Source organism: Ramlibacter sp. AN1133 (assembly GCF_037890035.1).
GTDB lineage: Bacteria > Pseudomonadota > Gammaproteobacteria > Burkholderiales > Burkholderiaceae_C > Ramlibacter.
Genome location: NZ_JBBKTQ010000009.1, coordinates 206,229 through 224,129, shown reverse-complemented (window position 1 = coordinate 224,129; position 17,901 = coordinate 206,229). Strand labels below are relative to the sequence as shown.

22 protein-coding genes and 26 tRNA genes are annotated in these 17,901 nt (G+C 65.7%); 37 read left to right on the top strand and 11 right to left on the bottom strand.

All coding sequences use genetic code 11. The annotated features are described in order from the left end of the window. Nucleotides 1–57: 57 nt before the first annotated feature. The 6 genes from WG923_RS15255 (at nt 58) to WG923_RS15230 (ending at nt 4,473) form a co-directional block, all read left to right on the top strand. A complete protein-coding gene (locus WG923_RS15255; RefSeq protein ID WP_340351820.1) occupies nt 58–390 on the top strand; it encodes a hypothetical protein in 333 nt (110 codons plus the stop codon). After that, nucleotides 390–1,493, top strand: coding sequence for an ABC transporter substrate-binding protein (locus tag WG923_RS15250; RefSeq protein WP_340351819.1), 1,104 nt, complete (start codon nt 390–392; stop codon nt 1,491–1,493). Before WG923_RS15255 ends, WG923_RS15250 begins: the two co-directional genes overlap by 1 nt. A gap of 120 nt (nt 1,494–1,613) precedes the next feature. Further along, entirely contained in the window at nt 1,614–1,994 is a 381-nt protein-coding gene (locus tag WG923_RS15245) for a hypothetical protein (protein ID WP_340351818.1), read from the top strand. Between the two features lie 144 nt (nt 1,995–2,138). Then, nucleotides 2,139–2,612, top strand: coding sequence for a hypothetical protein (locus tag WG923_RS15240; RefSeq protein WP_340351817.1), 474 nt, complete (start codon nt 2,139–2,141; stop codon nt 2,610–2,612). Between the two features lie 2 nt (nt 2,613–2,614). Beyond that, nucleotides 2,615–3,724 (top strand): hypothetical protein, encoded by a 1,110-nt coding sequence (locus WG923_RS15235; RefSeq protein ID WP_340351816.1) that lies wholly within the window; start codon nt 2,615–2,617, stop codon nt 3,722–3,724. Nucleotides 3,725–3,792: 68 nt separating this feature from the next. After that, nucleotides 3,793–4,473: a hypothetical protein gene (locus tag WG923_RS15230; RefSeq protein WP_340351815.1), complete on the top strand. Its 681-nt coding sequence runs from the start codon at nt 3,793–3,795 to the stop codon at nt 4,471–4,473. Nucleotides 4,474–4,788: 315 nt separating this feature from the next. Here WG923_RS15230 and WG923_RS15225 read toward each other — a convergent pair whose 3' ends face one another. Continuing rightward, on the bottom strand, nt 4,789–5,976 hold the full coding sequence (locus tag WG923_RS15225; RefSeq protein ID WP_340351814.1) for a deazapurine DNA modification protein DpdA family protein: 1,188 nt from the start codon (nt 5,974–5,976) through the stop codon (nt 4,789–4,791). A gap of 106 nt (nt 5,977–6,082) precedes the next feature. Continuing rightward, nucleotides 6,083–6,568, bottom strand: a complete 486-nt coding sequence (locus WG923_RS15220) for a hypothetical protein (protein ID WP_340351813.1) — start codon at nt 6,566–6,568, stop codon at nt 6,083–6,085. Nucleotides 6,569–7,020: 452 nt separating this feature from the next. Between WG923_RS15220 and WG923_RS15215 the strand changes: the two genes are divergently transcribed. From WG923_RS15215 to WG923_RS15115, 21 genes are all read left to right on the top strand, one after another. Beyond that, nucleotides 7,021–7,096: transfer RNA gene (locus WG923_RS15215), tRNA-Gly, on the top strand. A 148-nt stretch (nt 7,097–7,244) separates the two neighbouring features. Beyond that, a tRNA-Thr gene (locus WG923_RS15210) sits at nt 7,245–7,321 on the top strand. A 12-nt stretch (nt 7,322–7,333) separates the two neighbouring features. After that, nucleotides 7,334–7,409, top strand: a tRNA-Glu gene (locus WG923_RS15205). A gap of 6 nt (nt 7,410–7,415) precedes the next feature. Next, nucleotides 7,416–7,493: transfer RNA gene (locus tag WG923_RS15200), tRNA-Met, on the top strand. Nucleotides 7,494–7,584: 91 nt separating this feature from the next. Next, a tRNA-OTHER gene (locus WG923_RS15195) sits at nt 7,585–7,672 on the top strand. Between the two features lie 46 nt (nt 7,673–7,718). Next, nucleotides 7,719–7,792, top strand: a tRNA-Ala gene (locus WG923_RS15190). Between the two features lie 20 nt (nt 7,793–7,812). Next, nucleotides 7,813–7,888: transfer RNA gene (locus tag WG923_RS15185), tRNA-Asp, on the top strand. Between the two features lie 24 nt (nt 7,889–7,912). After that, nucleotides 7,913–7,988: transfer RNA gene (locus WG923_RS15180), tRNA-Phe, on the top strand. A 13-nt stretch (nt 7,989–8,001) separates the two neighbouring features. Then, a tRNA-Ser gene (locus tag WG923_RS15175) sits at nt 8,002–8,091 on the top strand. 41 nt (nt 8,092–8,132) lie between these two features. Next, a tRNA-Trp gene (locus WG923_RS15170) sits at nt 8,133–8,208 on the top strand. 7 nt (nt 8,209–8,215) lie between these two features. Next, nucleotides 8,216–8,312, top strand: a tRNA-Ser gene (locus WG923_RS15165). Nucleotides 8,313–8,318: 6 nt separating this feature from the next. Beyond that, nucleotides 8,319–8,413: transfer RNA gene (locus WG923_RS15160), tRNA-Ser, on the top strand. 31 nt (nt 8,414–8,444) lie between these two features. After that, nucleotides 8,445–8,522, top strand: a tRNA-Arg gene (locus WG923_RS15155). Nucleotides 8,523–8,528: 6 nt separating this feature from the next. Further along, nucleotides 8,529–8,616, top strand: a tRNA-Tyr gene (locus tag WG923_RS15150). Between the two features lie 8 nt (nt 8,617–8,624). Then, a tRNA-Gly gene (locus WG923_RS15145) sits at nt 8,625–8,698 on the top strand. 8 nt (nt 8,699–8,706) lie between these two features. Further along, nucleotides 8,707–8,794 (top strand) — tRNA-Cys (locus WG923_RS15140). Between the two features lie 112 nt (nt 8,795–8,906). Continuing rightward, nucleotides 8,907–9,083, top strand: coding sequence for a hypothetical protein (locus WG923_RS15135; protein ID WP_340351812.1), 177 nt, complete (start codon nt 8,907–8,909; stop codon nt 9,081–9,083). Between the two features lie 47 nt (nt 9,084–9,130). After that, nucleotides 9,131–9,206: transfer RNA gene (locus WG923_RS15130), tRNA-Ile, on the top strand. Between the two features lie 17 nt (nt 9,207–9,223). After that, nucleotides 9,224–9,300, top strand: a tRNA-Pro gene (locus tag WG923_RS15125). Nucleotides 9,301–9,322: 22 nt separating this feature from the next. Further along, nucleotides 9,323–9,544 (top strand): DNA-binding protein, encoded by a 222-nt coding sequence (locus WG923_RS15120; protein ID WP_340351811.1) that lies wholly within the window; start codon nt 9,323–9,325, stop codon nt 9,542–9,544. A 47-nt stretch (nt 9,545–9,591) separates the two neighbouring features. Then, nucleotides 9,592–9,667, top strand: a tRNA-Pro gene (locus WG923_RS15115). Nucleotides 9,668–9,680: 13 nt separating this feature from the next. On the opposite strand, the gene WG923_RS15110 is transcribed toward WG923_RS15115, so the two are convergent. Further along, nucleotides 9,681–10,595 (bottom strand): HNH endonuclease, encoded by a 915-nt coding sequence (locus WG923_RS15110; RefSeq protein WP_340351810.1) that lies wholly within the window; start codon nt 10,593–10,595, stop codon nt 9,681–9,683. Between the two features lie 49 nt (nt 10,596–10,644). On the opposite strand from WG923_RS15110, the gene WG923_RS15105 reads away from it, so the two are divergent. From WG923_RS15105 to WG923_RS15090, 4 genes are all read left to right on the top strand, one after another. Next, nucleotides 10,645–10,721: transfer RNA gene (locus WG923_RS15105), tRNA-Pro, on the top strand. Between the two features lie 17 nt (nt 10,722–10,738). Then, nucleotides 10,739–10,814: transfer RNA gene (locus tag WG923_RS15100), tRNA-His, on the top strand. Nucleotides 10,815–10,816: 2 nt separating this feature from the next. Continuing rightward, nucleotides 10,817–10,892, top strand: a tRNA-Lys gene (locus WG923_RS15095). A gap of 6 nt (nt 10,893–10,898) precedes the next feature. Further along, nucleotides 10,899–10,973 (top strand) — tRNA-Gln (locus tag WG923_RS15090). Between the two features lie 111 nt (nt 10,974–11,084). Here WG923_RS15090 and WG923_RS15085 read toward each other — a convergent pair. Further along, nucleotides 11,085–11,321 carry a hypothetical protein gene (locus tag WG923_RS15085; protein ID WP_340351809.1) on the bottom strand — a complete coding sequence of 79 codons (237 nt, stop codon included), beginning with the start codon at nt 11,319–11,321 and terminating at the stop codon, nt 11,085–11,087. 22 nt (nt 11,322–11,343) lie between these two features. On the opposite strand from WG923_RS15085, the gene WG923_RS15080 reads away from it, so the two are divergent. From WG923_RS15080 to WG923_RS15060, 5 genes are all read left to right on the top strand, one after another. After that, nucleotides 11,344–11,428 (top strand) — tRNA-Leu (locus WG923_RS15080). 43 nt (nt 11,429–11,471) lie between these two features. Next, a tRNA-Arg gene (locus WG923_RS15075) sits at nt 11,472–11,548 on the top strand. 9 nt (nt 11,549–11,557) lie between these two features. Beyond that, nucleotides 11,558–11,627 (top strand) — tRNA-Arg (locus tag WG923_RS15070). 38 nt (nt 11,628–11,665) lie between these two features. Then, entirely contained in the window at nt 11,666–12,229 is a 564-nt protein-coding gene (locus WG923_RS15065) for an HNH endonuclease (protein ID WP_340351808.1), read from the top strand. 254 nt (nt 12,230–12,483) lie between these two features. Then, nucleotides 12,484–13,041, top strand: coding sequence for a hypothetical protein (locus tag WG923_RS15060; protein WP_340351807.1), 558 nt, complete (start codon nt 12,484–12,486; stop codon nt 13,039–13,041). Between the two features lie 135 nt (nt 13,042–13,176). Here the strand turns inward: WG923_RS15060 and WG923_RS15055 are convergent, their stop codons facing one another. Beyond that, on the bottom strand, nt 13,177–13,926 hold the full coding sequence (locus WG923_RS15055) for an SOS response-associated peptidase (protein WP_340351806.1): 750 nt from the start codon (nt 13,924–13,926) through the stop codon (nt 13,177–13,179). Between the two features lie 44 nt (nt 13,927–13,970). Further along, the gene (locus tag WG923_RS15050; protein WP_340351805.1) at nt 13,971–14,513 is read right to left on the bottom strand and encodes a helix-turn-helix domain-containing protein; all 543 of its coding nucleotides are present in this window, start codon (nt 14,511–14,513) and stop codon (nt 13,971–13,973) included. Nucleotides 14,514–14,648: 135 nt separating this feature from the next. On the opposite strand from WG923_RS15050, the gene WG923_RS15045 reads away from it, so the two are divergent. Continuing rightward, entirely contained in the window at nt 14,649–15,176 is a 528-nt protein-coding gene (locus WG923_RS15045) for a DUF4124 domain-containing protein (RefSeq protein WP_340351804.1), read from the top strand. Between the two features lie 30 nt (nt 15,177–15,206). Here WG923_RS15045 and WG923_RS15040 read toward each other — a convergent pair whose 3' ends face one another. From WG923_RS15040 to WG923_RS15020, 5 genes are all read right to left on the bottom strand, one after another. Beyond that, nucleotides 15,207–15,827, bottom strand: coding sequence for an ATP-dependent DNA ligase (locus WG923_RS15040; protein WP_340351803.1), 621 nt, complete (start codon nt 15,825–15,827; stop codon nt 15,207–15,209). 101 nt (nt 15,828–15,928) lie between these two features. Then, nucleotides 15,929–16,114, bottom strand: coding sequence for a hypothetical protein (locus tag WG923_RS15035; protein ID WP_340351802.1), 186 nt, complete (start codon nt 16,112–16,114; stop codon nt 15,929–15,931). Further along, nucleotides 16,107–16,409 carry a hypothetical protein gene (locus tag WG923_RS15030; protein ID WP_340351801.1) on the bottom strand — a complete coding sequence of 101 codons (303 nt, stop codon included), beginning with the start codon at nt 16,407–16,409 and terminating at the stop codon, nt 16,107–16,109. Before WG923_RS15030 ends, WG923_RS15035 begins: the two co-directional genes overlap by 8 nt. Beyond that, a complete protein-coding gene (locus WG923_RS15025) occupies nt 16,394–16,825 on the bottom strand; it encodes a hypothetical protein (protein ID WP_340351800.1) in 432 nt (143 codons plus the stop codon). Before WG923_RS15025 ends, WG923_RS15030 begins: the two co-directional genes overlap by 16 nt. Nucleotides 16,826–16,839: 14 nt before the next feature. Continuing rightward, the gene (locus WG923_RS15020) at nt 16,840–17,880 is read right to left on the bottom strand and encodes a phosphoadenosine phosphosulfate reductase (protein WP_340351799.1); all 1,041 of its coding nucleotides are present in this window, start codon (nt 17,878–17,880) and stop codon (nt 16,840–16,842) included. Between the last annotated feature and the right edge of the window lie 21 nt (nt 17,881–17,901).

The window sequence follows — 17,901 nt, the reverse complement described above, 5'->3', positions numbered from 1 at the left end:
GTCGGAGCAGCAGCGCGGTGCGCCGCAGCTCCATCCACTCACGTTGAAGGAGCTCTCATGCGTCTGTCCTTGTTCGCCGCCGCCATCCTGGCGACCGCCGCCGCCGCGCCCGCTTTCGCTCAATCGTCGAAGCCCTGGCCGCTGAACAACCCCACCCATCGCGCCTACTTCTGCGCCAATCACGGGGACGAGAGCGACCAGACCATGCCGCCCGGCTACGGTGCGGCGATCAACAAGGTGCTCGGCGAGGCCCAGCGCGCCGGGGCGACCGCCTGGGACGCGCTGAGGTCCATCAAGTCGGTTGCCGGCTGCGAGGACGCGCTCGCCCAACGCACGGCCGCGCGGCCCGACAAAGTCGCGACCAAGTCGCTGGTGCCGGAGAAGAAGTGATGGTCACCCGTCGACAAGCTCTGGTGGCCGTGGGCGCGTCCGCGGGCATCGTGGCGTCCTACCGGCCAGCGCGCGCCGCGGCCTCCCGGCCCACGGTGGCGCTCACGCTGCCTTTGACCGGTGTCCAGGCGACCGTCGCCAAGGAACTGCAGCTGGGATACGCTGCGGCGTTGTCCGATTCGGCCGACCTGCTGGTGCTGGACGACGAATCGAAGGCGGAGAAGACCGCGGCGAACATGACGGCTTTCGGCGCCGATTCCCGCGTCATCGCCTCCACCGGCATCGTAGGGACGCCGCACGCCAAGGCAGCCCTTCCCATCGCGATCGCTGCGCAGCTGCCCCTGGTGGGCATCCGCTCCGGCGCCGGCGAACTGCGCGACGCCAATCCCTGGGTTTTCCATCTCCGCGCGAGCTACGAGCAGGAAATCGAGAAGGTGCTGGAGACGGCCGCCGTCTTCGGCAACCTGGGCGTGATGTACTCCGAGGACGACTTTGGTCGCGGCGCGCTCGCCCACGCCGAGAAGGTTGCAGCGGCCAAGGGCGTGAAGATCGCCGCCAAGTTCGGCGTCGAGCGCAACGGCTCCAACGTCAAGGCCCAGGCGGATGCTCTCGCAAGGGCCGCACTGGGTGGCTCCGTGGGGGCGACGCTGCTGTGCCTGATCCAGACGCCCGCGCTGGCCGCAACGAAGGAGTTGCGCGGCACCCACCGGCTGGTCATCCCCATCTTCGGCATGTCCTTCATCGCCACCTCCACCCTTGCCACTTCCCGCGATCCGGCCTTCGAAGGCCTTGCCCTGGTGTCGCCGTTTCTGCTGGCGCGGATCTCGGTTGCGGAAATGGCCCGGTCCTTCCGCGACCGAATGGTGGCCGCCAAGACGGAGCACCTGATCGCCAGCCCGACGGCGTTCGAGGGCTACTTCTACGGCAGCGTGCTGGCCGACGCCATCGAGCGTGGCGGCCCGAGCCGCAAGGCCGTGCAGTCCTACCTGCTGCAGCAGCGCGCAATCGAGGTGAAGCAGATCCCGATCCGCTTCGACGAGCGCCGCGTGGGCTACCACTACCTGGCCCTGCTGCGCAAGACGGGCAGCATGCTACGCGCCTGACTGCTGGGACGCGCGCCACCCGAGCGCAATTGGTCCCCAACGGCCGCGGCGCCGCGCGTCAAGCGGGCGCCGGTGGCCACAGTCCATGCCCCAAGAACAACGTAGTCCCCAGGGAGCCCCATGAACGACATCATCAACGGCCTGTATCTCGTCTCCGGAGCGGTTCTTCCGCTCTTCTACCTGCCGCAGATCCTGCGCTTTCGCCGCGACCAGACGCTCTTGGCCAGCTACAGCCTGTCCAAGGCGGCCTGCCAGCTCCTGCTGCGGATGCCGGCGCTGCTGTTCGCGCTGTTCATCGTCCACAACATGTTCATGAACGTGGTGCTGTCGCTGGACCTGGCAGGCCGCTGCCTGGAGCTGGTCGCCGCGGTGACCAGCCTGCGAGTGCAGGGGCTGCCATGGAACCGCGTCGTCCTGCGCCTGATTCCCAAATTCGCCGCACGCAAGCACCAGGAGGCCGGGGCGGCCGCTGACCACTCGGTGATTGCGCCGCTCGCGTAAGGCCGGCTACATCTGGCAGCCGCAAGCCGGCGCCGCTGCTCCGGCTGAGCCTTGACGTGCGTCTGCGCGGCGTGCTACCCTGCGCTTTCATTCGTAGCCGTTTGCTTATCGATTATCGATTACCGGCTAGCGCGGAGCCTGAACATGCCAAAATGGACCACCCTGCACGACTTCATCACGCTGTTCCTCGCACGACAGGAACTCACCGACTGCAGCATCGTGTTCGAACCGTACTACCGAAAGGGTCGTGCGAAGCGCTCGACCGCGGAACTGACGGAGTTCACGGATCCATCGTCCGTCAAGCGGCTCCCGAGGACGCGGACGGTCGGCGACTTGCTGGACTTGTTGGTCTCACTCTCCCCTCAAGTGCAGGCCTGGACCACGGAAGCGGGGAAGATGTACATGCCCCGCCTGTACGACGATCAGGGCGCCGAGGTGCGGCGGCACATCGTCTTGAAGGATCTGGTCACGCGACCGGCCCTGCGCAACGAGCAGGGTGAGGCACGGGTGCGACGGATCTTGGACCAGGCGCTGCGACGATGCGATCGTGCGCTTCTGGACAAGCGCAAGGTCCACGAAATCGTGACCCAGTTGCTCGCCGAGCGGATGGCAGCCTGACAATGCCGAGGAGCTTCAAACGCAAGGGGCTTATCACTCGCCAGCACGTGGAGTATCGGGGGTCTCTGCACCTCTCCGGGCATGTGCGCATCGGCGGCAACCTCACCGTACATGGCGACCTGCGCTCTGACCAGGCCCTGTTCTGCCTCGGACGGGTAACGGTGCACGGGAGGATGACCGCGAACGACGTCTTCGCCGGATGCGGCCTCGAGGTCAAAGGCGACCTGGAGGCAAAGCGCGTCGTGGTCCACGGCAACTCCGCAGCGGTTCAGAATTTTGACGAGATCGCCGAGGAGATGATCTCGCTACTGCCCGCGAGACCGCGAGAGCTCGACTCGCCGGACTTTTGCACCGACCTCGAGGTGCTGGTGGATGACGGCACTCTCTTGGACCTCGAATCGGACACGCAGGAGTACGCACTCCAGGTGGGTGGCGACTGCTCCTGCCACGGGCTGAAATCCTCGGGACCTATCGATGTGCGGGGCACTTGGCGTGCCAGCGACGTAGACGCGCTTGGCTTGCCTGCCCACGCCAATGAGATCCGCGTCACGGGCTCCCTCACGTGCGGCAGCTTGCAATCGCCAAACGACATCCAGGTGTACGACAACCTCTACTGCGTGGAGGTGGAGTGCCGGCGCCTCGAGGTGTACGGTTTGGCGGAGGCCGAGCACACCATCCTCACTTCGGGACCAGACGGACTGTCGACGGGCGCCGTTCAGGACACTTATGGGCAGATCTTCGACACGGAGAGCGGGCGGGATCCTCTTGCGAAGACGCGCGCGGAGCAGGTAACCCCCTCGCTGGCGTGCGGTTCCATCAAGGCTGGGAGTGTGTCCTCCTTCGGATCAATCCGAGCGGACACCACCATCGAGTGCAAGAACTACCTGAAGGCCCACCGCAGCATCACCGCTGGGGTTTCGATCATCACCGGGCGGGAGCACGGCATCCTGGCAGGCATAGGGGTGCCGCGCGGTCAGTGGCTCACCGCCGGCTTCGTGTGCGCCCCGGAGCGGCCTCCGAGGATTCTCACCGGCACCTACCGGAAGCTCGGGCGCCGGCGCGCAAGCGGAGTGCTGCAGCCGATGACGCTACCTCGCTCTCCCCGCGGGTAATTCTTCGGCTCCTCCCCGTTTGACGCTGCGGTCGCTTGTCCGTAACTTAGAACGAACTGGAGGACACGGTGAGAACACACAGGGATTTCCAACGCGAGAAGGTCTATGCCTGGGAAGGCAAAGCCTCCCAGGCTCAGCACAAGGGACAGAACTTCCGCACGATCGAGGAGTGCCAGGCCTACCTGAATCCGATCTGGCTGACGGAACGCGGCAGGTACGGGCGCGCACGCGTGCCCGCGCCTGCCATCGAGCGGCCGCACTGGGGCCAGCGGCGCGCCTTCGCGCACGCCGACCACCGCATCACCCTGCCAACCTGGTGCCGAAACGAATGGATGATCCTGCACGAAGCAGCCCACCGGCTCGCCGTGCGTTGGAAGGACGTCGCCCATGGGCCCCGGTTCGTCGGCATCCTGATCGGCCTCGTGTGTCGCCACCTGGACTACGACGCATCGGAGCAGATGCGCATCGCCGACGAAATGGGCGTGCGCTACGACGTGCGCAGCATCGGCTCTGTGCCGGTCCACGGCCCGACCTGGCACGTCGAGCGCGTGCTGCGCGCCCACGGCGCGATGACGCCAATGGAGATCGCCTGCGAGTTATCGATCGTGCACGGACACGACCTGGGCCAACCCCAGATCCGCGGGGCCGCCCTGCAGCTGATTCGGGGTAGCCGCGCACGTTGGTGGCGCGGCAAGCTGGTGCTGGTGTCCCAGGATGGCGACGCTGGGCAGGAACTGCTGGCCGCCTAAGTGCCGCCGGCCTCACTTGGCGCAGGTGTAGGGTCGAGCGCTTCCAGCGGACAGCATGGCTGCCGCGAGGCCGGGCAGCGCGCCGCGATGGCGCACCCCTCGGAGAGGACGACACGCTCGCAGTTGTCCGAGCCGATGCCGGAAGCCAGCTCATAGAACGTCAACACGGGCACGACACGACGCACCACGGGGCACGAAAGCATGAAAGTCGAGTGGGGCACGAGATCTTCTCCTGAAAGCCTCGATGCTCCTATCACGACCTGCTGCAGCGGAACTCCTGCCGCCGATCGCTGCGCCGTGGCGAGTCCCTTCTTCTTACACCCGCACTCGCATCGGCAGGTGTCCGCCGTCCTCACGAGCCGGCACGTAGCCGGCGTCCGCGAGAGCGTCGTAGGCGGCCATGTCCGCCATGTCGCTCGAGTCGGCCAGGCACTCGTGCCCGAAGTGGGCTAGCTTCAGCGTGATCAGCTCCGCCTGCTCCAGTGCCCGCCACGCGGCATCCCGGTAGCCGTGCTCCGGCAGCAGTTCATCGGCATACCAGTCCGCCACGGCCTGGTGGACCACGGCCTCTGCGGTCGCGGGCTCGTCCCCGCCGAAGGTGAGTTGCTCCTGCTGCGGCACCGGCGCGTAGAGGTCCGGGACGATCGTCGACTGGTCAGCCTGCCAGCCCAACATCGCGTCGACCCGCATCTGTTGGGTGCGGCCGGTGCGCTGCACGGCGCGAACGCCGTAGTCGTAAGCCTGGCTGTCGATCGAGGCGAATCGGGGGTGAGCGCCCAGCCGCTGGACGGCCCCTCCTTTCACGCCGAACAGGTGGTAGCGCACGCGCGCCGGCAGGATGGCATCGAGCGCCTCGATCACCGTGGCGAGCCCGTTGGGGCCGAACAGATTGCGCCGGCACACCGAGCCGATCCCCACGAGATCTGGCCACTCGTCGTCGCGCAGCGCGAACATCTCCACGCACTTCACATAGTCCTCCGGGGTCCACCCCTGGATGACAGGCATCGGGTTCTTCACGCCCCACTTCTGCGCCAAGCGCACGCCGCGGTGGTAGCCTTGCACGGTGGCATGCAGGCGCATCTCCTTCGTCACGGAGGCGCTGGCCACCGGCGGCTCGACGCAGTAGTCCTGCGCGGCCCACCAAGTCCAATCGCGCGAACTGACGAGCTGCATGTACTCCTCCGCGGTCCAGCGATAGTCACCGTAGCGGGCCATCGCTACAAACCCGGCGGAGTCCAGGGCGGCGTCCAGGTGCGCGGGCATCTTCTTCAGCGCCGACAGCCGAAAGCCCGAGAACTCCTTCGTCTCCTTGTCCGTGATGGCGAATGCGTTGGCGGAGAACAGAACCGGGATACGGGCGGCGGCGGCCGCCTCAACCAGCGCCCCGTAGATCTGCGGGACACCGGCGCGCACCACCAAGCCGTTGGTGCCGCGTACAGCCGCCGCAAGGGTTTCCGGCTCGAAGCCGGCGGTGATGCGCTGGAAATCTTCGTCGAACGACACGTCGGAGCCTCTCTGTGCCGTTTGCGCGCATATACCTGCGCAGACACAGCTCTGACCGTATCAGGACATCTCGACTGTTTCAAATGCCCACCCCGCCCCGCGGGGCTCAGCCAGCCTCGGGTGGCTCCGCCCAGGGCTTGAGCAACTGGCGGAGATCCCGCTTGCCCTTCGCGTTGGCCCGCCGCCACGCGCGCCGCGCAAGCCGAATGAATGCCTCCTCCGCCCCATCGGGCAACTCGAACTCCGGGTGCTCCTCGTCAAGCCAGCCAGCGGGCCTGCGCTGATGCTGCTCGATCTGCCGTGCGAGCTTGTCCCCGATCGCCCGAGCGCTCTTGATCATCGACCAGGTGCTGGGGGAAACCTCGATGGCCTTTGCAAATGCCTGCTCCAGACCCTGGCCACTCGGATCTGCAGCGAGACGAGCGCGCGCGAATTCCTGATACAGGGCCAGGAGGTTCCTCCTGCGCAGGAGGGTGATGTTCTTCTGCACCGGTGGTGGTGGTGGCGGCGGCGTCACGACGTGTTCAGATTTAGCAACGATGCAATGCTGAGTATTGTGAAGGGTCTTGACTTCCTTGTGAAGCCTCTTCACAATCCGCACATCGCCTCAAGTGGGGCACGCATTCAACTGACTCTAGGACGCACTGTGAAATCCGCACGCATCGCAACAAGGACCATGGCCCGCATCGCGGGACACGGGTCGTTTGCGCGCGTCGGTTTCGTCGGCGTGCAGCTGCTCGCCTGTGGTTCCTTCGCCTCGCAGCGACCCGGGAATGCGCCGTGGACGACGAGCTATGAGGATCGGAACACCAGTCCGGGAGTGGGGATCGTGTAAGCACACCCCACAGCACCTCTCAACCAGAGGCCCGGACTCCGCAAGGATCCGGGCCTCTTTCTTTTTCCGCCTACGGGTTGGCACCCGAGAAGGCACCTACCGCGCAGCCTGATGGCCGCGCACCACAGGCCGCATCGTCGGAAGTGGATCGCTCTTTAACAACTTGCCGCGGTGGCGCTTCCAGATCTGGCTGGAAGAGCACCGCACATGCGGATGTAGCTCAGCTGGTAGAGCGCGACCTTGCCAAGGTCGAGGCCGTGGATTCGACCTCCACCATCCGCTCCACTTCGGGTGTGCCGTGCGGCACCACCTGGCGCGCGGCCGCGGGAACGGCACGGGCGGGATGTGCACCGGGGTAGCGCCCTGATGTGCAGCGAGAGCACCTGGCCGGCTTGCTGGCCACTCGCGACACGACACAGCCGAAGTGGATCTTGCCCTCGTAGCTCAGATTGGTAGAGCGGCTCTTTCGTAAAGAGCGGGTCGTCCGTTCGATTCGGACCGTGGGCTCCACAACCAGAACACGTCCAGTTCGTCTAGAGGCCAAGGATCGCGGACCTTCACTCCGTGGACGCGGGTTCGATTCCCGCACTGGACGCCAATATGACGCGGGGAGGCTGCTGGTCTCGCCGGCTCGGTTTCATACGCCGACGCTACAGGGGTTCGATTCCCCTCCCCGCTACCACTTAGCCGAGCCTGGCGGCTCCACACGCCAGGCGGAAACCGGCTGCAAAGATAGGGCAGCGCCGGAACTCGTAACCGGACTTGATTCAAGAGGGATGCCGGGGGAGCGGTCTAACCCAGGTGCTAAGCGTCGGTCGCCAGGAAGGCGGCCCGCCGGTCCGAATCCGGCACATCCCGCCACACGTTGCTTCGTGCGCCGCGCCGCGCCGCGCAGATCCTAGATCATGGGGGATTAGCTCAGCCTGGTAGAGCACCTGCCCTGCACGCAGGCCGTCGTCGGTTCGATTCCGACATCCTCCACAACCATCCACGTTTCCAGTGGTCCGTTAACTCAGTGGCCAGAGTGCTGCCCTGTCGAGGCAGAAGCCGCGGGTTCGACTCCCGCACGGACCGCCACTCCTCCCACCACCAATCGAACTCGCCGCGGTAGCTCAGACGGTAGAGCGCCGGACCGAAAATTCGGGCGTCGTTGGTTCAATTCCAACCCGCGGCACCAGCATCATCCCCCAGGGCAGTTGGCAGAGAGGCCTATCGCACCCGCTTTGAACCCGGGAGGCCGCATCAGCGGTCCGAGCGTTCGAATCGCTCACTGCCCGCCATACCTGGCGCCATGGACTCCGCGCCTACAGGTCGTCATCACATCCGCATAGCTCAATCGGCAGAGTGTCAGTCTCCAAAACTGAAGGTTCGAGGTTCGAGACCTCGTGCGGATGCCACTTCGTTGGAACAGTGCCCGAGAGGCTTAAGGGCGCGCATTGGAAGTGCGATGGTCGCGTGCTCCACACGCGGCGCGAGGGTTCGACTCCCTCCTGTTCCGCCAGCTCACGGAGGGTTGCCGGAGTGTTCGAACGGCGCCGCCTCGAAAGTGGACGACTGCGCGATGAGCGCGGTACCAGGGTTCGAATCCCTGACCCTCCTCCATCGTTGGTCATCTCCACCAAATTGATTCTTTGCCCCGCTAGCTCAGTTGGATTAGAGCACTGGCCTACGAAGCCAGGGGCCGCACGTTCGAGTCGTGCGCGGGGTGCCAGTTCACGGATGGTTGGCAGAGCGGCTTAATGCGGCGGACTGTAAATCCGTTGCCCTCCGGGGCGTCCCTCGTTCGAATCGAGGACCATCCACCAGCATCAATGCGGGCCTGGCCGATCGGTTAGGCAGCGGCCTTCCAAGCCGTCCAGGCGGGTCCAACTCCCGCGGTCCGCTCCATCTCCAGCGGCGCAGTAGCCAAGAGGCCGAAGGCACCGGGTTGCAACCCCGGCGTGCGTCAGCACCGCCCCCGTTCGAATCGGGGCTGCGTCTCCACGATTCCCGCACTCGTCCGCGCGCACGTGCATCGCGCGCCGCGATCGCCCGCTGCATCCCAGGTGACGCCGTGCGCCACCAGCTCACATCACCAACCGAACCGGAGGCGCACATGCAAAGGAACACCAGCCCGCTGTGCGCCCCCGCGCCCCGGAAGGCCGTGATGCTCGGCATCATGTGGCGCATCGTCATCGCGGCTACCAGCGGCCTCCGCCCAAGGACCCGCAGCACGCGGCAGCAAGCCGAGAAGGATCTCGCCCAGCGCGTGCGCGAAGTCGGCGAGTGGTGATCGCCAGGCCGGCGCATGTCGCCGGCGGCACCAGTTCCGTTCCCCTTGGCCGCGTAGCTCAGTTGGTAGAGCACCGTCTCGATAAGGCGGATGTCGCTGGATCGTTCCCAGCCGCGGCTACCACTCAACCATCCAGATTTCGGCGTGTGGGAAAGCTTGGTAATCCGCATCGTTCGGGACGATGAGATCGCGAGTCCAAATCTCGCCACGCCGACCAGATTCTCGTATGCTTATGCCCCATGGAGTCCACGGCAGCAACGGCACCGACCAGCAAGGTCGTCACGGCAGAAGAGGCCTTCACGAACTTCCGCGCCAACGGGATCACGATCTCCGAGTGGGCCCGCGATAACGCGTTCAATCCGCGGCTGGTGTACCAGGTCCTCAAGGGCGGCCGTAAGTGCCTGCGCGGCGAGAGCCACCGCATCGCCGTGGCTCTCGGGATGAAGCGCGATTTCAACTGACCGAAGACATCCCCGCGCACGAACCTTCCGAGCTTCCAACTCTTCTTCTCGGCGTAGCGCAGCTGGTAGCGCGCGCGCATTGGGAGCGCGAGGCCGCCCGTTCGACTCGGGCCGCCGAGACCAGTTGTGAGCGCCGCTACTCCGACAGGAGCCCCAGCGCATCCATTCCCACGGCCTCCACTTCGCGAAACCAGTCGTTGTGCCTTCGCAGGTACACGGCCCGTTTTGACGTGGGGCGGATCTGGAGGCCCCGCGAGATTCCGAGCATCGCACGCTGCTCGTCCGAAACGAGACGAGAGACGTGCAGATCGCCCTGCTCGTCGAACGTGATCAGCGCTCGGTCGAACAGGGCATCGAGATTGGCGGACAGCAGCAGCCCGTTGCTTGGGTCGAGGCGCTCTTCATCGGTCGAGCGGCGCCAAGGCACAACATGCGAGGCGCGAAGCACGGGAAGCACCGTGAGGGCCGTGGCGGCGCAGCAGCGACCAAATTCGGCGATCAGGTCGCGGCGGAACTTTCCTTGGCCCACGCGAGCCTGGATCAGTGATTCACGGGTTGTCGGGTCCAGGGTTCCGTCGCCGCGTACGCGCTCGACGTCCTCCAGGACCTCGCTGGCACGGGCTTCCGCCTGGCGCTCCTGTGTCGCACTGACTGCCAAGCCACGCAGCCGCTGGAGGATCCACTCCCTGCCCTGCATCACCTCTTGGCAGGACTGCCGCGGCTGGACGCCGGCGAACTTGGGCAGTTCGCTGTACGGCAGCGGCGAACCACGCAAGTCGATCAACCAGCGGACCGGTCTGTGGAACTCGACCCGCTCCTTCGGGTTGACCATCGCAGCGGGGTCGCGGACCTCCACGACCGCGCCCGGCGTCGCTTCGCCGACTGCAAGCACGCCTTCGAGGTTGACGTACATCAGAACGCCGTCGCCAGAAGAGATTTTCGTCAGGAGGTCCCGGTTGCGCTCGGTGTCTGTCGTGACGGCAATGCCGAGGCGGATCCAGTCGTCAGGCGGCTGCCTGGCCTTATCGGTGTTGACGAAATAATGCTTCATCGCGGGGTTGCTGCTGATACGTCGGCTGCGATGGTAGCAACCCGGAATCCGGGATGTAGTGCAGCCAGGTAGCGCGTCGGTCTGGGGGACCGAAGGCCGCGGGGTCGTAGCCCGCCATCCCGACCAATCACCCCCCTTTTATGGTGCGTTTGGCGCAGTTGGTAGCGCTCTGGGTTGTGATCCCAGCGGTCGCCGGTTCGAGCCCGGCAACGCACCCCAACACGCGCTTAGCTCAGTCGGCAGAGCAGTCGCCTCTTAAGCGACAGTCCCAAGGTTCGATGCCTTGAGCGCGTACCAGTCAGTCGGGGTGTAGCCAAGAGGCCCAAGGCACGCGGCTTTGACCCGCGCATCTCGCTGGTTCGAATCCAGCCACCCCTACCCCCAGAACAGCCCGTTAGCTCAGTCGGTAGAGCGACGCCCCTACAAGGCGAGTGTCCGCGGTTCGATCCCGTGACGGGCCACCACATCTCGCTAGCCTCCGAGGAGAAATCAGTGCGCTCGATCGCGCATCTGGCGATGCAGATCGGCAAGCGCCTGCTCGCGCTCTTCCTCCGTGTCGCCGCCGAGCACAACGTCCTCGAATGTGCCGTCTGCGTTGTAGACGCGCAGCGCCGCAACCCGAATCTCACCGCGCTCGAAACGCGCCTTCAGGTCTTCGAGCGCCGCGATCATCTCGCCCTGCAACCCCACCGTCCTGAATTCCAGATCTTTCGGGGAATCACCCATTCAACACCTCATCGTTTCTCGCGCCCGCCTGGCGGAGTTGGTAGACGCGCAGCGTTGAGTGCGCTGTGCCGCAAGGCGTCCCGGTTCGAACCCGGGGGCGGGCACCACTTGGCAGCAGCTGCGACACCTCTCTCGCTCGATCAATCACACGCGCCCGTAACTCAGATGGATAGAGTGCTCGCCTCCGACGCGGGATGCCCCAGGTTCAACTCCTGGCGGGCGCGCCATCATTCCTTGCGGCCGTAGCTCAGTGAAGAGCGCGCCCCTCCTAAGGGCGAGGTCGATGCTTCGCCGCATCCGGCCGCACCTTTCGATTTTGCATCAACGAAGAAGGGAGATCTCCGATGCATTCCACCGTCCTGCAACTGGACATCCAGGGCACCCCGCAGGCGTGGATCAGCCTCGAGGAGGCCGCCCTGCACTACGCCACGTGCAGCGTTGCCTGGGAAGACGGCGCCGGCCCGCTGGCCACCCTGCGCGGTGGTTGGAACGTGGCCGCCGGCCGGCAGTCCCTGATCGAGGTCGCGCCGATCATCGGGGTACGCGGCCAGGCCAAGCTGAACCTCTTCGAGGTCGTCGCCGGCGTCACGAAGTCCAAGCTGCTGCGCCGCGACCGCTTCACGTGCGCCTACTGTGGCCTGGAACATCCGGAGCGCCTGCTGCAAGTCGAGCACATCGTGCCCGACTCTCGTGGCGGCACCTACACGTGGATGAACCTGGTCACTGCCTGCGCCGACTGCAACCTGCGCAAGGGCGCGCGCACGCCCGAGGAGGCCAACATGCCGCTCGTGTACCTGCCGTACGTGCCCACCCGCTTCGAGGCCTTCCTACTGGAGGGCCGGCGCATCCGGGAGGACGTGCACAGCTGGCTAGCTGCTCGGCTGCCGAAGCATTCCAGGCTGCATTGAACGGGGCGCTCCGAGAGGGGTGCCCCGTTTCCGTTTGAGCTGCTGTCCATTGAACTCGTTTTCATGCATGCGCAATCCGGTCTCCTCGCAGCTATGCGTCAACAGAGCGCGTCAAGACAGTTTTCTAGGGGGGATGGGCTTCTTGGAGGGATTGCCCCATAATCCGTTTTGCACCGCGTGGTGCACGAACCCCGGCAGCCCGAAAGGCCGCTGGATACCGAGGCCGAAAGCCTCGCATCTCGAAAGGATGCCCCATGGCGTATTCGCCATTCTTCCAAGTTCTCCATGACGAACGTGCCCCCGTCGGCAACCTCGGGCGCGGCACGCATTACTCCGTCGTTCGCACCGCCCTGCCAGTCCTCGAAAGCGCCGATCCTGAGTCGGTGGAGGAGCAGATCTTCGAGGACGCACGCCGTCGCCAGCTCCAGTTCTTCGACCTCGCCATCATCTGGGACGAGGATCATGACGAGCGAATCTGGGGCGTGATCGAGCGCCTGTATGTCGGCGGGCTTCTCGCACCGGTGCGCTTCATCGGCGAGCGCAAAGGGAGCGTCACCCTGATCTGCGACGACCGCTCGAACTATGGCACCGGCGGCTTCGATCGGTACAGCGTGCTGGCCGCTCAGGCCGCCCGAGATGATCGAGGAGACGAGTGGGACGTCCACGTCCACCTCGGCGTGTGCGGGGACTGCAGCCACATCATCAATGCCGACGACGATCGCGTGATCGCCTACCTGCGCGGCATTCAAGCCACTTGGAACCTCGGGCCGAGCCCCTGGCGATTCCAATGGGGGGCGCTGGAGCTCGTGTAGGGTCAGCAGGGGTTGGGGCCGGTCAGGCTCCCGGCGCCTGCCCAGTTGTCCCGGAAATGCGCGACGCATGGTGCAGGGTTTGGGGATTCTTCGGCCTTCACCGAAACGTCCCTGCCCTGCCCCCTGATCAGCGCTTCAGCGCACGGCGCTGGCCGCCACCGGCGCGATCGGCAGAAGAACCTGCTTGGCCGGGTCCGCAGCGCCGTGCGCGTAGAGATCGGCTGCGGGCAGCTGGATGCAAGCCGCGGCATCCGCCGGCGAACCTTCCAGCCACGCCTGCCAGGCGCTGCGCTCCAGCGGCACCACGGTTCGCTTGTCCTGCTGTTCGTCAGGCAACGGCACCCCCGCCGCATCCACATCGGGGCGGTGCATCAGCCGCAGCACCGGGTGGGCGTTGCAGTTGATCGTCAACATCGTGAAGCTAGGAAGCAGCTCGCCGGTCTCCGGGTCCGTCCACTCGTTCCAGAGGCCTGCCAGCATGAGCGGTTGGCCGTCGGCGCGGCGGAAGCGCCACCAGATGTTCTTCCTGGTACCCCAGTACGGCTCGTCGAAGTCCTCCACGGGCACCAGACAGCGCTGGCCGCGGCGCCAAGAGGGCTTGAAGCTCCAGGCCTCCGGTTCATCCTTGCCCCAGCGCGCATTGTTCGTGCTCATGGGCCGGCGGGTTCGCTTGTTCATCGGCTTCAGAGTGGCACTGCCGTCAGGCGTCAGGCCCCACTGGCCCACCATCAGCCCGCCGCCCTTGCGGATGAATGGCCCAGCCTGCAGCGGCCCGATGCCGCTGGTGCGGTACCGCTCCTCAAGCGGCGGGCCGGATTCAATGTAGGTGAAGCCGAAAACGTCGCGGACACGAGCGACGCTGGCGGGCCGATAGCGATTGCACATCCCGCAATTGTCAGACGGAAACCTCGGATGCGCCCCCGCGGGGACTATGCAGCCTTTCGAGCGCTGGGTTTCTTCGCAGCGCGCGGGGCCGCCTGCTTGCGCGGTGCCTTTCGTGCCTTGGGCTTGTCCGCGCCCACGGGATCCGCCTTCCGCATCTGCTGCAGCCGTGCCTGAACTTCCCGAGTGCCCAGGCCTCGCACGGCAGCGATCGCCTCGAGCTGCGCGCGGCGCGGCCGGGCTTCGCCGGCCTCCCACTTGTAGATGGACTGGCCCGACACGCCGATCAACTGCCCCATGTCGGCTGCGGACAACTGCAGGCGCTGCCGGTGCTTTGCGAATCGCTCGGCACTCCATCGGCGCGGCGGGTGATCCCCCGCCTCGTCGGCCGCCGGCTTGGCCGCCGGTGCCGCGGCCCCGTGTTGGACCCGCCGCAGAGCATGAAGGACCGCATCCAGTGTCTTGCGCATGGATGCGATCTGGCTGCGCTGTTGCGCCGATGATTTCTTGAGCGCGTCGATTTCGCTGCGGACTTCCTTGCGGGCGAGCCGCGAAATTTCCGCTTTGAGTGCAGACTGAATGTTCGGCATGACGGCGGATTATGAAGCAAGAACAACTTTGGAATTACTCAATGCCTGCTGAATTACCGTCCCGTCAGCAAGTCGTGACTCACCGTCCTGGCGCGGAATAACCAGATGTCACAATTGGCAAAGAGGAGAGAGTCTATGAAGGGAATTGCTTTGGCGCTGCTCGCCGCTGGTGCTGCCTTTTGCGCACCGGCTAACGCCATCAACAAGTGCACAGGTCCGGAGGGAAAGGTCACGTTCCAAGACGCGCCTTGCGCTGCAGGTAAGGCTGAAACCATCGACGTGCATCCTTCCTCGGGCGTCGCGCCGAGAACGCCCTCGGCACCCGCGGCGGCCGGCAGCGCCCCCCGGTCGGAGGCGGCACGGCTCGAAGGCATCATCGCTGCCAGTCAACGCAGCAGGCGATCACAGGACCTGCGAGAGCGAGTCCTCCCGGACGCAGAGCGCACCCTCCAGCAACACCGCCACTCCTGCGAGGCCAAGCAGAAGGACCTCCAGTCGCAGCAATACGCCTACACGCAGAACCTGTACGGCAAGACACACGCCGCGCAGATCGCCAGCGAAATGGCCGCTGCCGCTGCCCTGTGCGACACCAAGGATCGGGAATTGAAGGAGGCGGTCGACACGCTTACGAAGGAATGCGCAACGCTGCGCTGCCGCGGCTAAAGATGCGCCGCCGCCCCTGGGCAGTCACACCTATTGCCGCCGCGGCCGTCCGCCAAAGCGCTGCCGCACGCGTGACAAGAAGCTCTTGGTCTTGATCTTGCGCCACCAGTCGCTGCGTTCACCCGAGCGGTAGGTGGACGCCACGTGCTTGGCCATGAAGCCCTCGATCGCCAAGGGCTCGGCCACCTGGGAGAGTAGTTCAGCCCGGGCAGGCAGCTCGCCTTGGTACAGCACGGATGTCTTGCTCGCGCCCGCCAGCGCCTCGCGCAGCAGGGCCTTGCGCTCCAGCAACGGCAGTTCCATGACGCTGCGGCCCTCCGCGACCATCAGGTCGAACACCATGAAGGTCACCTGGGCACCAGGCACCCAGCGACGGCGCATCGCGCGGGCCTGCATGCGCTCGAAGTCAGCACGGCCGGCTTCATCTAGGACGCACAGCTCCCCGTCGACGGCCCAGTAACCGCCTGGCAGGGCCGACAGGATCTCTACTACCTCGGGGAACCAGGCTGCGCATGGCGTGCCGCTCTTGGTAAACATCTCCACCGGCACGCCACCGCCAAAGCCGGCCCTGCACCTCCACCCGTCCCATTTCACCTCGTAGACCCAGTCGTCTGCCGTGAAGGGCTTGAACAGGCGTTGCGGCGCCTGCATGGGCAGGATCCCGGAGACCCGAAGCGGCGGAAGTGGCGCTGACATCGCACCAATGTAGCGGCGAGATGGCCCCACCAGGTGGACCGAAGTAGCTGGGCTACTCAGGAGGCCGCAAACCGCTTCACCTGCAGAACCCGCAAGCGATCCTCCAGTTCGCGCTTGCGTCGCTCCTCCCTTTCGGTGAGGAATAACTCGCCGTCGAAATCGGCCAGCCTGGCACGCACCGCTTGCTCGTTCATCTTTCCCGCCGGGAACGTCCCGCCGCGGACCCGATCTGCTTCACCCATGCTGCTGCTCTCGGCCCCCGGCGGGTGGTGCCGCCGTTGACGTAGACCCGCCTGCCGCAGGCGGCGGCCACTGCATCCATGCGATCAACTCCTCCCTGGCCACCAACGCCATGGCTGCGTCGTTCATGCCCTCATCGTCCGGCTCGCCGAAGTAGCTGCGAACGATCTCGCGGGCCTTCATGCGCGGCGTCATCCGGATGGTGGCGAGCACGTCCTGCGCACCGTCGGGTCGCACGCCCACCAGGGTCGCTGCGTCCGGATGCTCCGGCGGGAATGGCCTCAGGTCGATCGGCACGGGACGCCTCCCATCGTGATGAGCTTCAGCTCGCTCGGGTGAACGTTCAGCACCAGGCCCTTATAGCGGCTGTCCCTGTCGAACAGAACGTCGAAGTTCGCGCTGTCGTTATGTCCGACGATCACGCCGGTATCGCGCCCAACCAGGACGCGGTCGCCGCAGCGCACATTCGGCAGGCCTCGGTAGCGCGCGGTGCGCAGGAACGCCTCGCTCGAGCGCGGGGGCCCGACCTTCCGCGCCCGCAGGTCGGTGAAGGGGTAGTCGCCATCCAGCGAGTGAAAGAATTCCCCGAGCGCCTTGCCGCGGCTGGTGCTGTTGATGATCGTGCCGCCATCGAACCCCACCACGCGGCACTCGAAGGCGAACAGTTCGTCTGGCACCGGCGCCGGCGGCGCTGCTGGTCTCAGCTCGTTCATGCTCTGGTCCTTGCTCAAGTCGGGCCTGCAGATTCGCCGAACGCGCCGGGCGGCAGCTCCCAGTTGTCCATGAATACCGGATGGTCGAAAGTCGTACTGTTGGCGATCGCCACCCACTTGGGATCCACGTCGTACGGGCGGCCGGCGTCGGCCTGCTGCACCACGCTCAGCTTGCGATGGATAGTTACCCCGAACTCTTGTTCGTAGGCGGAAATCTGCTCGAACTTCCCACGGGCAATCATCCGTACCGTGGCCCATTGGTTCTTGCTAGAAAACACGCAGCCGAGGCAGCTCGCCCGGCCGAAGCCTAGCCAATAGGCCACATGCGGCACCAGGCGCCACCGCTTGATGATGGCCCACACACGCTTCTCGCTCCATCCGTGCACCGCGCGCCAGACGTCCACATGGCGGCGAAGCTTCGCGCTGCTGCGACGGTCAGCCCGATGGGGCTCCAACACCTTGTACTTCGCACGCGCCGGGCTCTCTTCCGCGCGCTCGCCCGTGAGCACCAGGGTGCGTGCTCCGACGAATCGCGGGTCATTGCACACCCAGCGATCAAACAGGTCGATCTTGGCGCTCGCGCTGCACCACCTACAGCTCAGCGACGCCGACTGCTGCGGAAACTTGCGGCGCGTGCCGGCCGGCCCGTTGCCCCCGATCCTCACAACGGACCCGTTCGGCCCGGGAATGCACGACGGCGCCGTCGGTGTGCCATTCCGTAGCATCTCCCTCTCGATGCCGCCTTCCCGCCAGCTCACGGAAAGCTCGACACCCAGCGCGCGGCACACCTTCACGCAGTAGTCCTCGGTCACGGGATAGTCGAGGAGCGTGGAACCTTCCCGGCCGTCTACCAGGTGGTGGTGGCAGTGGATCCGATTCGGATCGACACCCAGCTCCAGCAGGTGCAGCAGCATGGCCAAGCTGTCCTTCCCACCGGAAAATAGGAGCACGATGAGGTCGTAGGAGTCCAATTGCGGACTGAATTCGGCGCTCGCCTTTTCGCAGTGCTCCTGCTCCCCCTGCAGCACCTGCAGCTCGAAATCCTCACGCGCCATGACCGCACCTCCTGACAAACA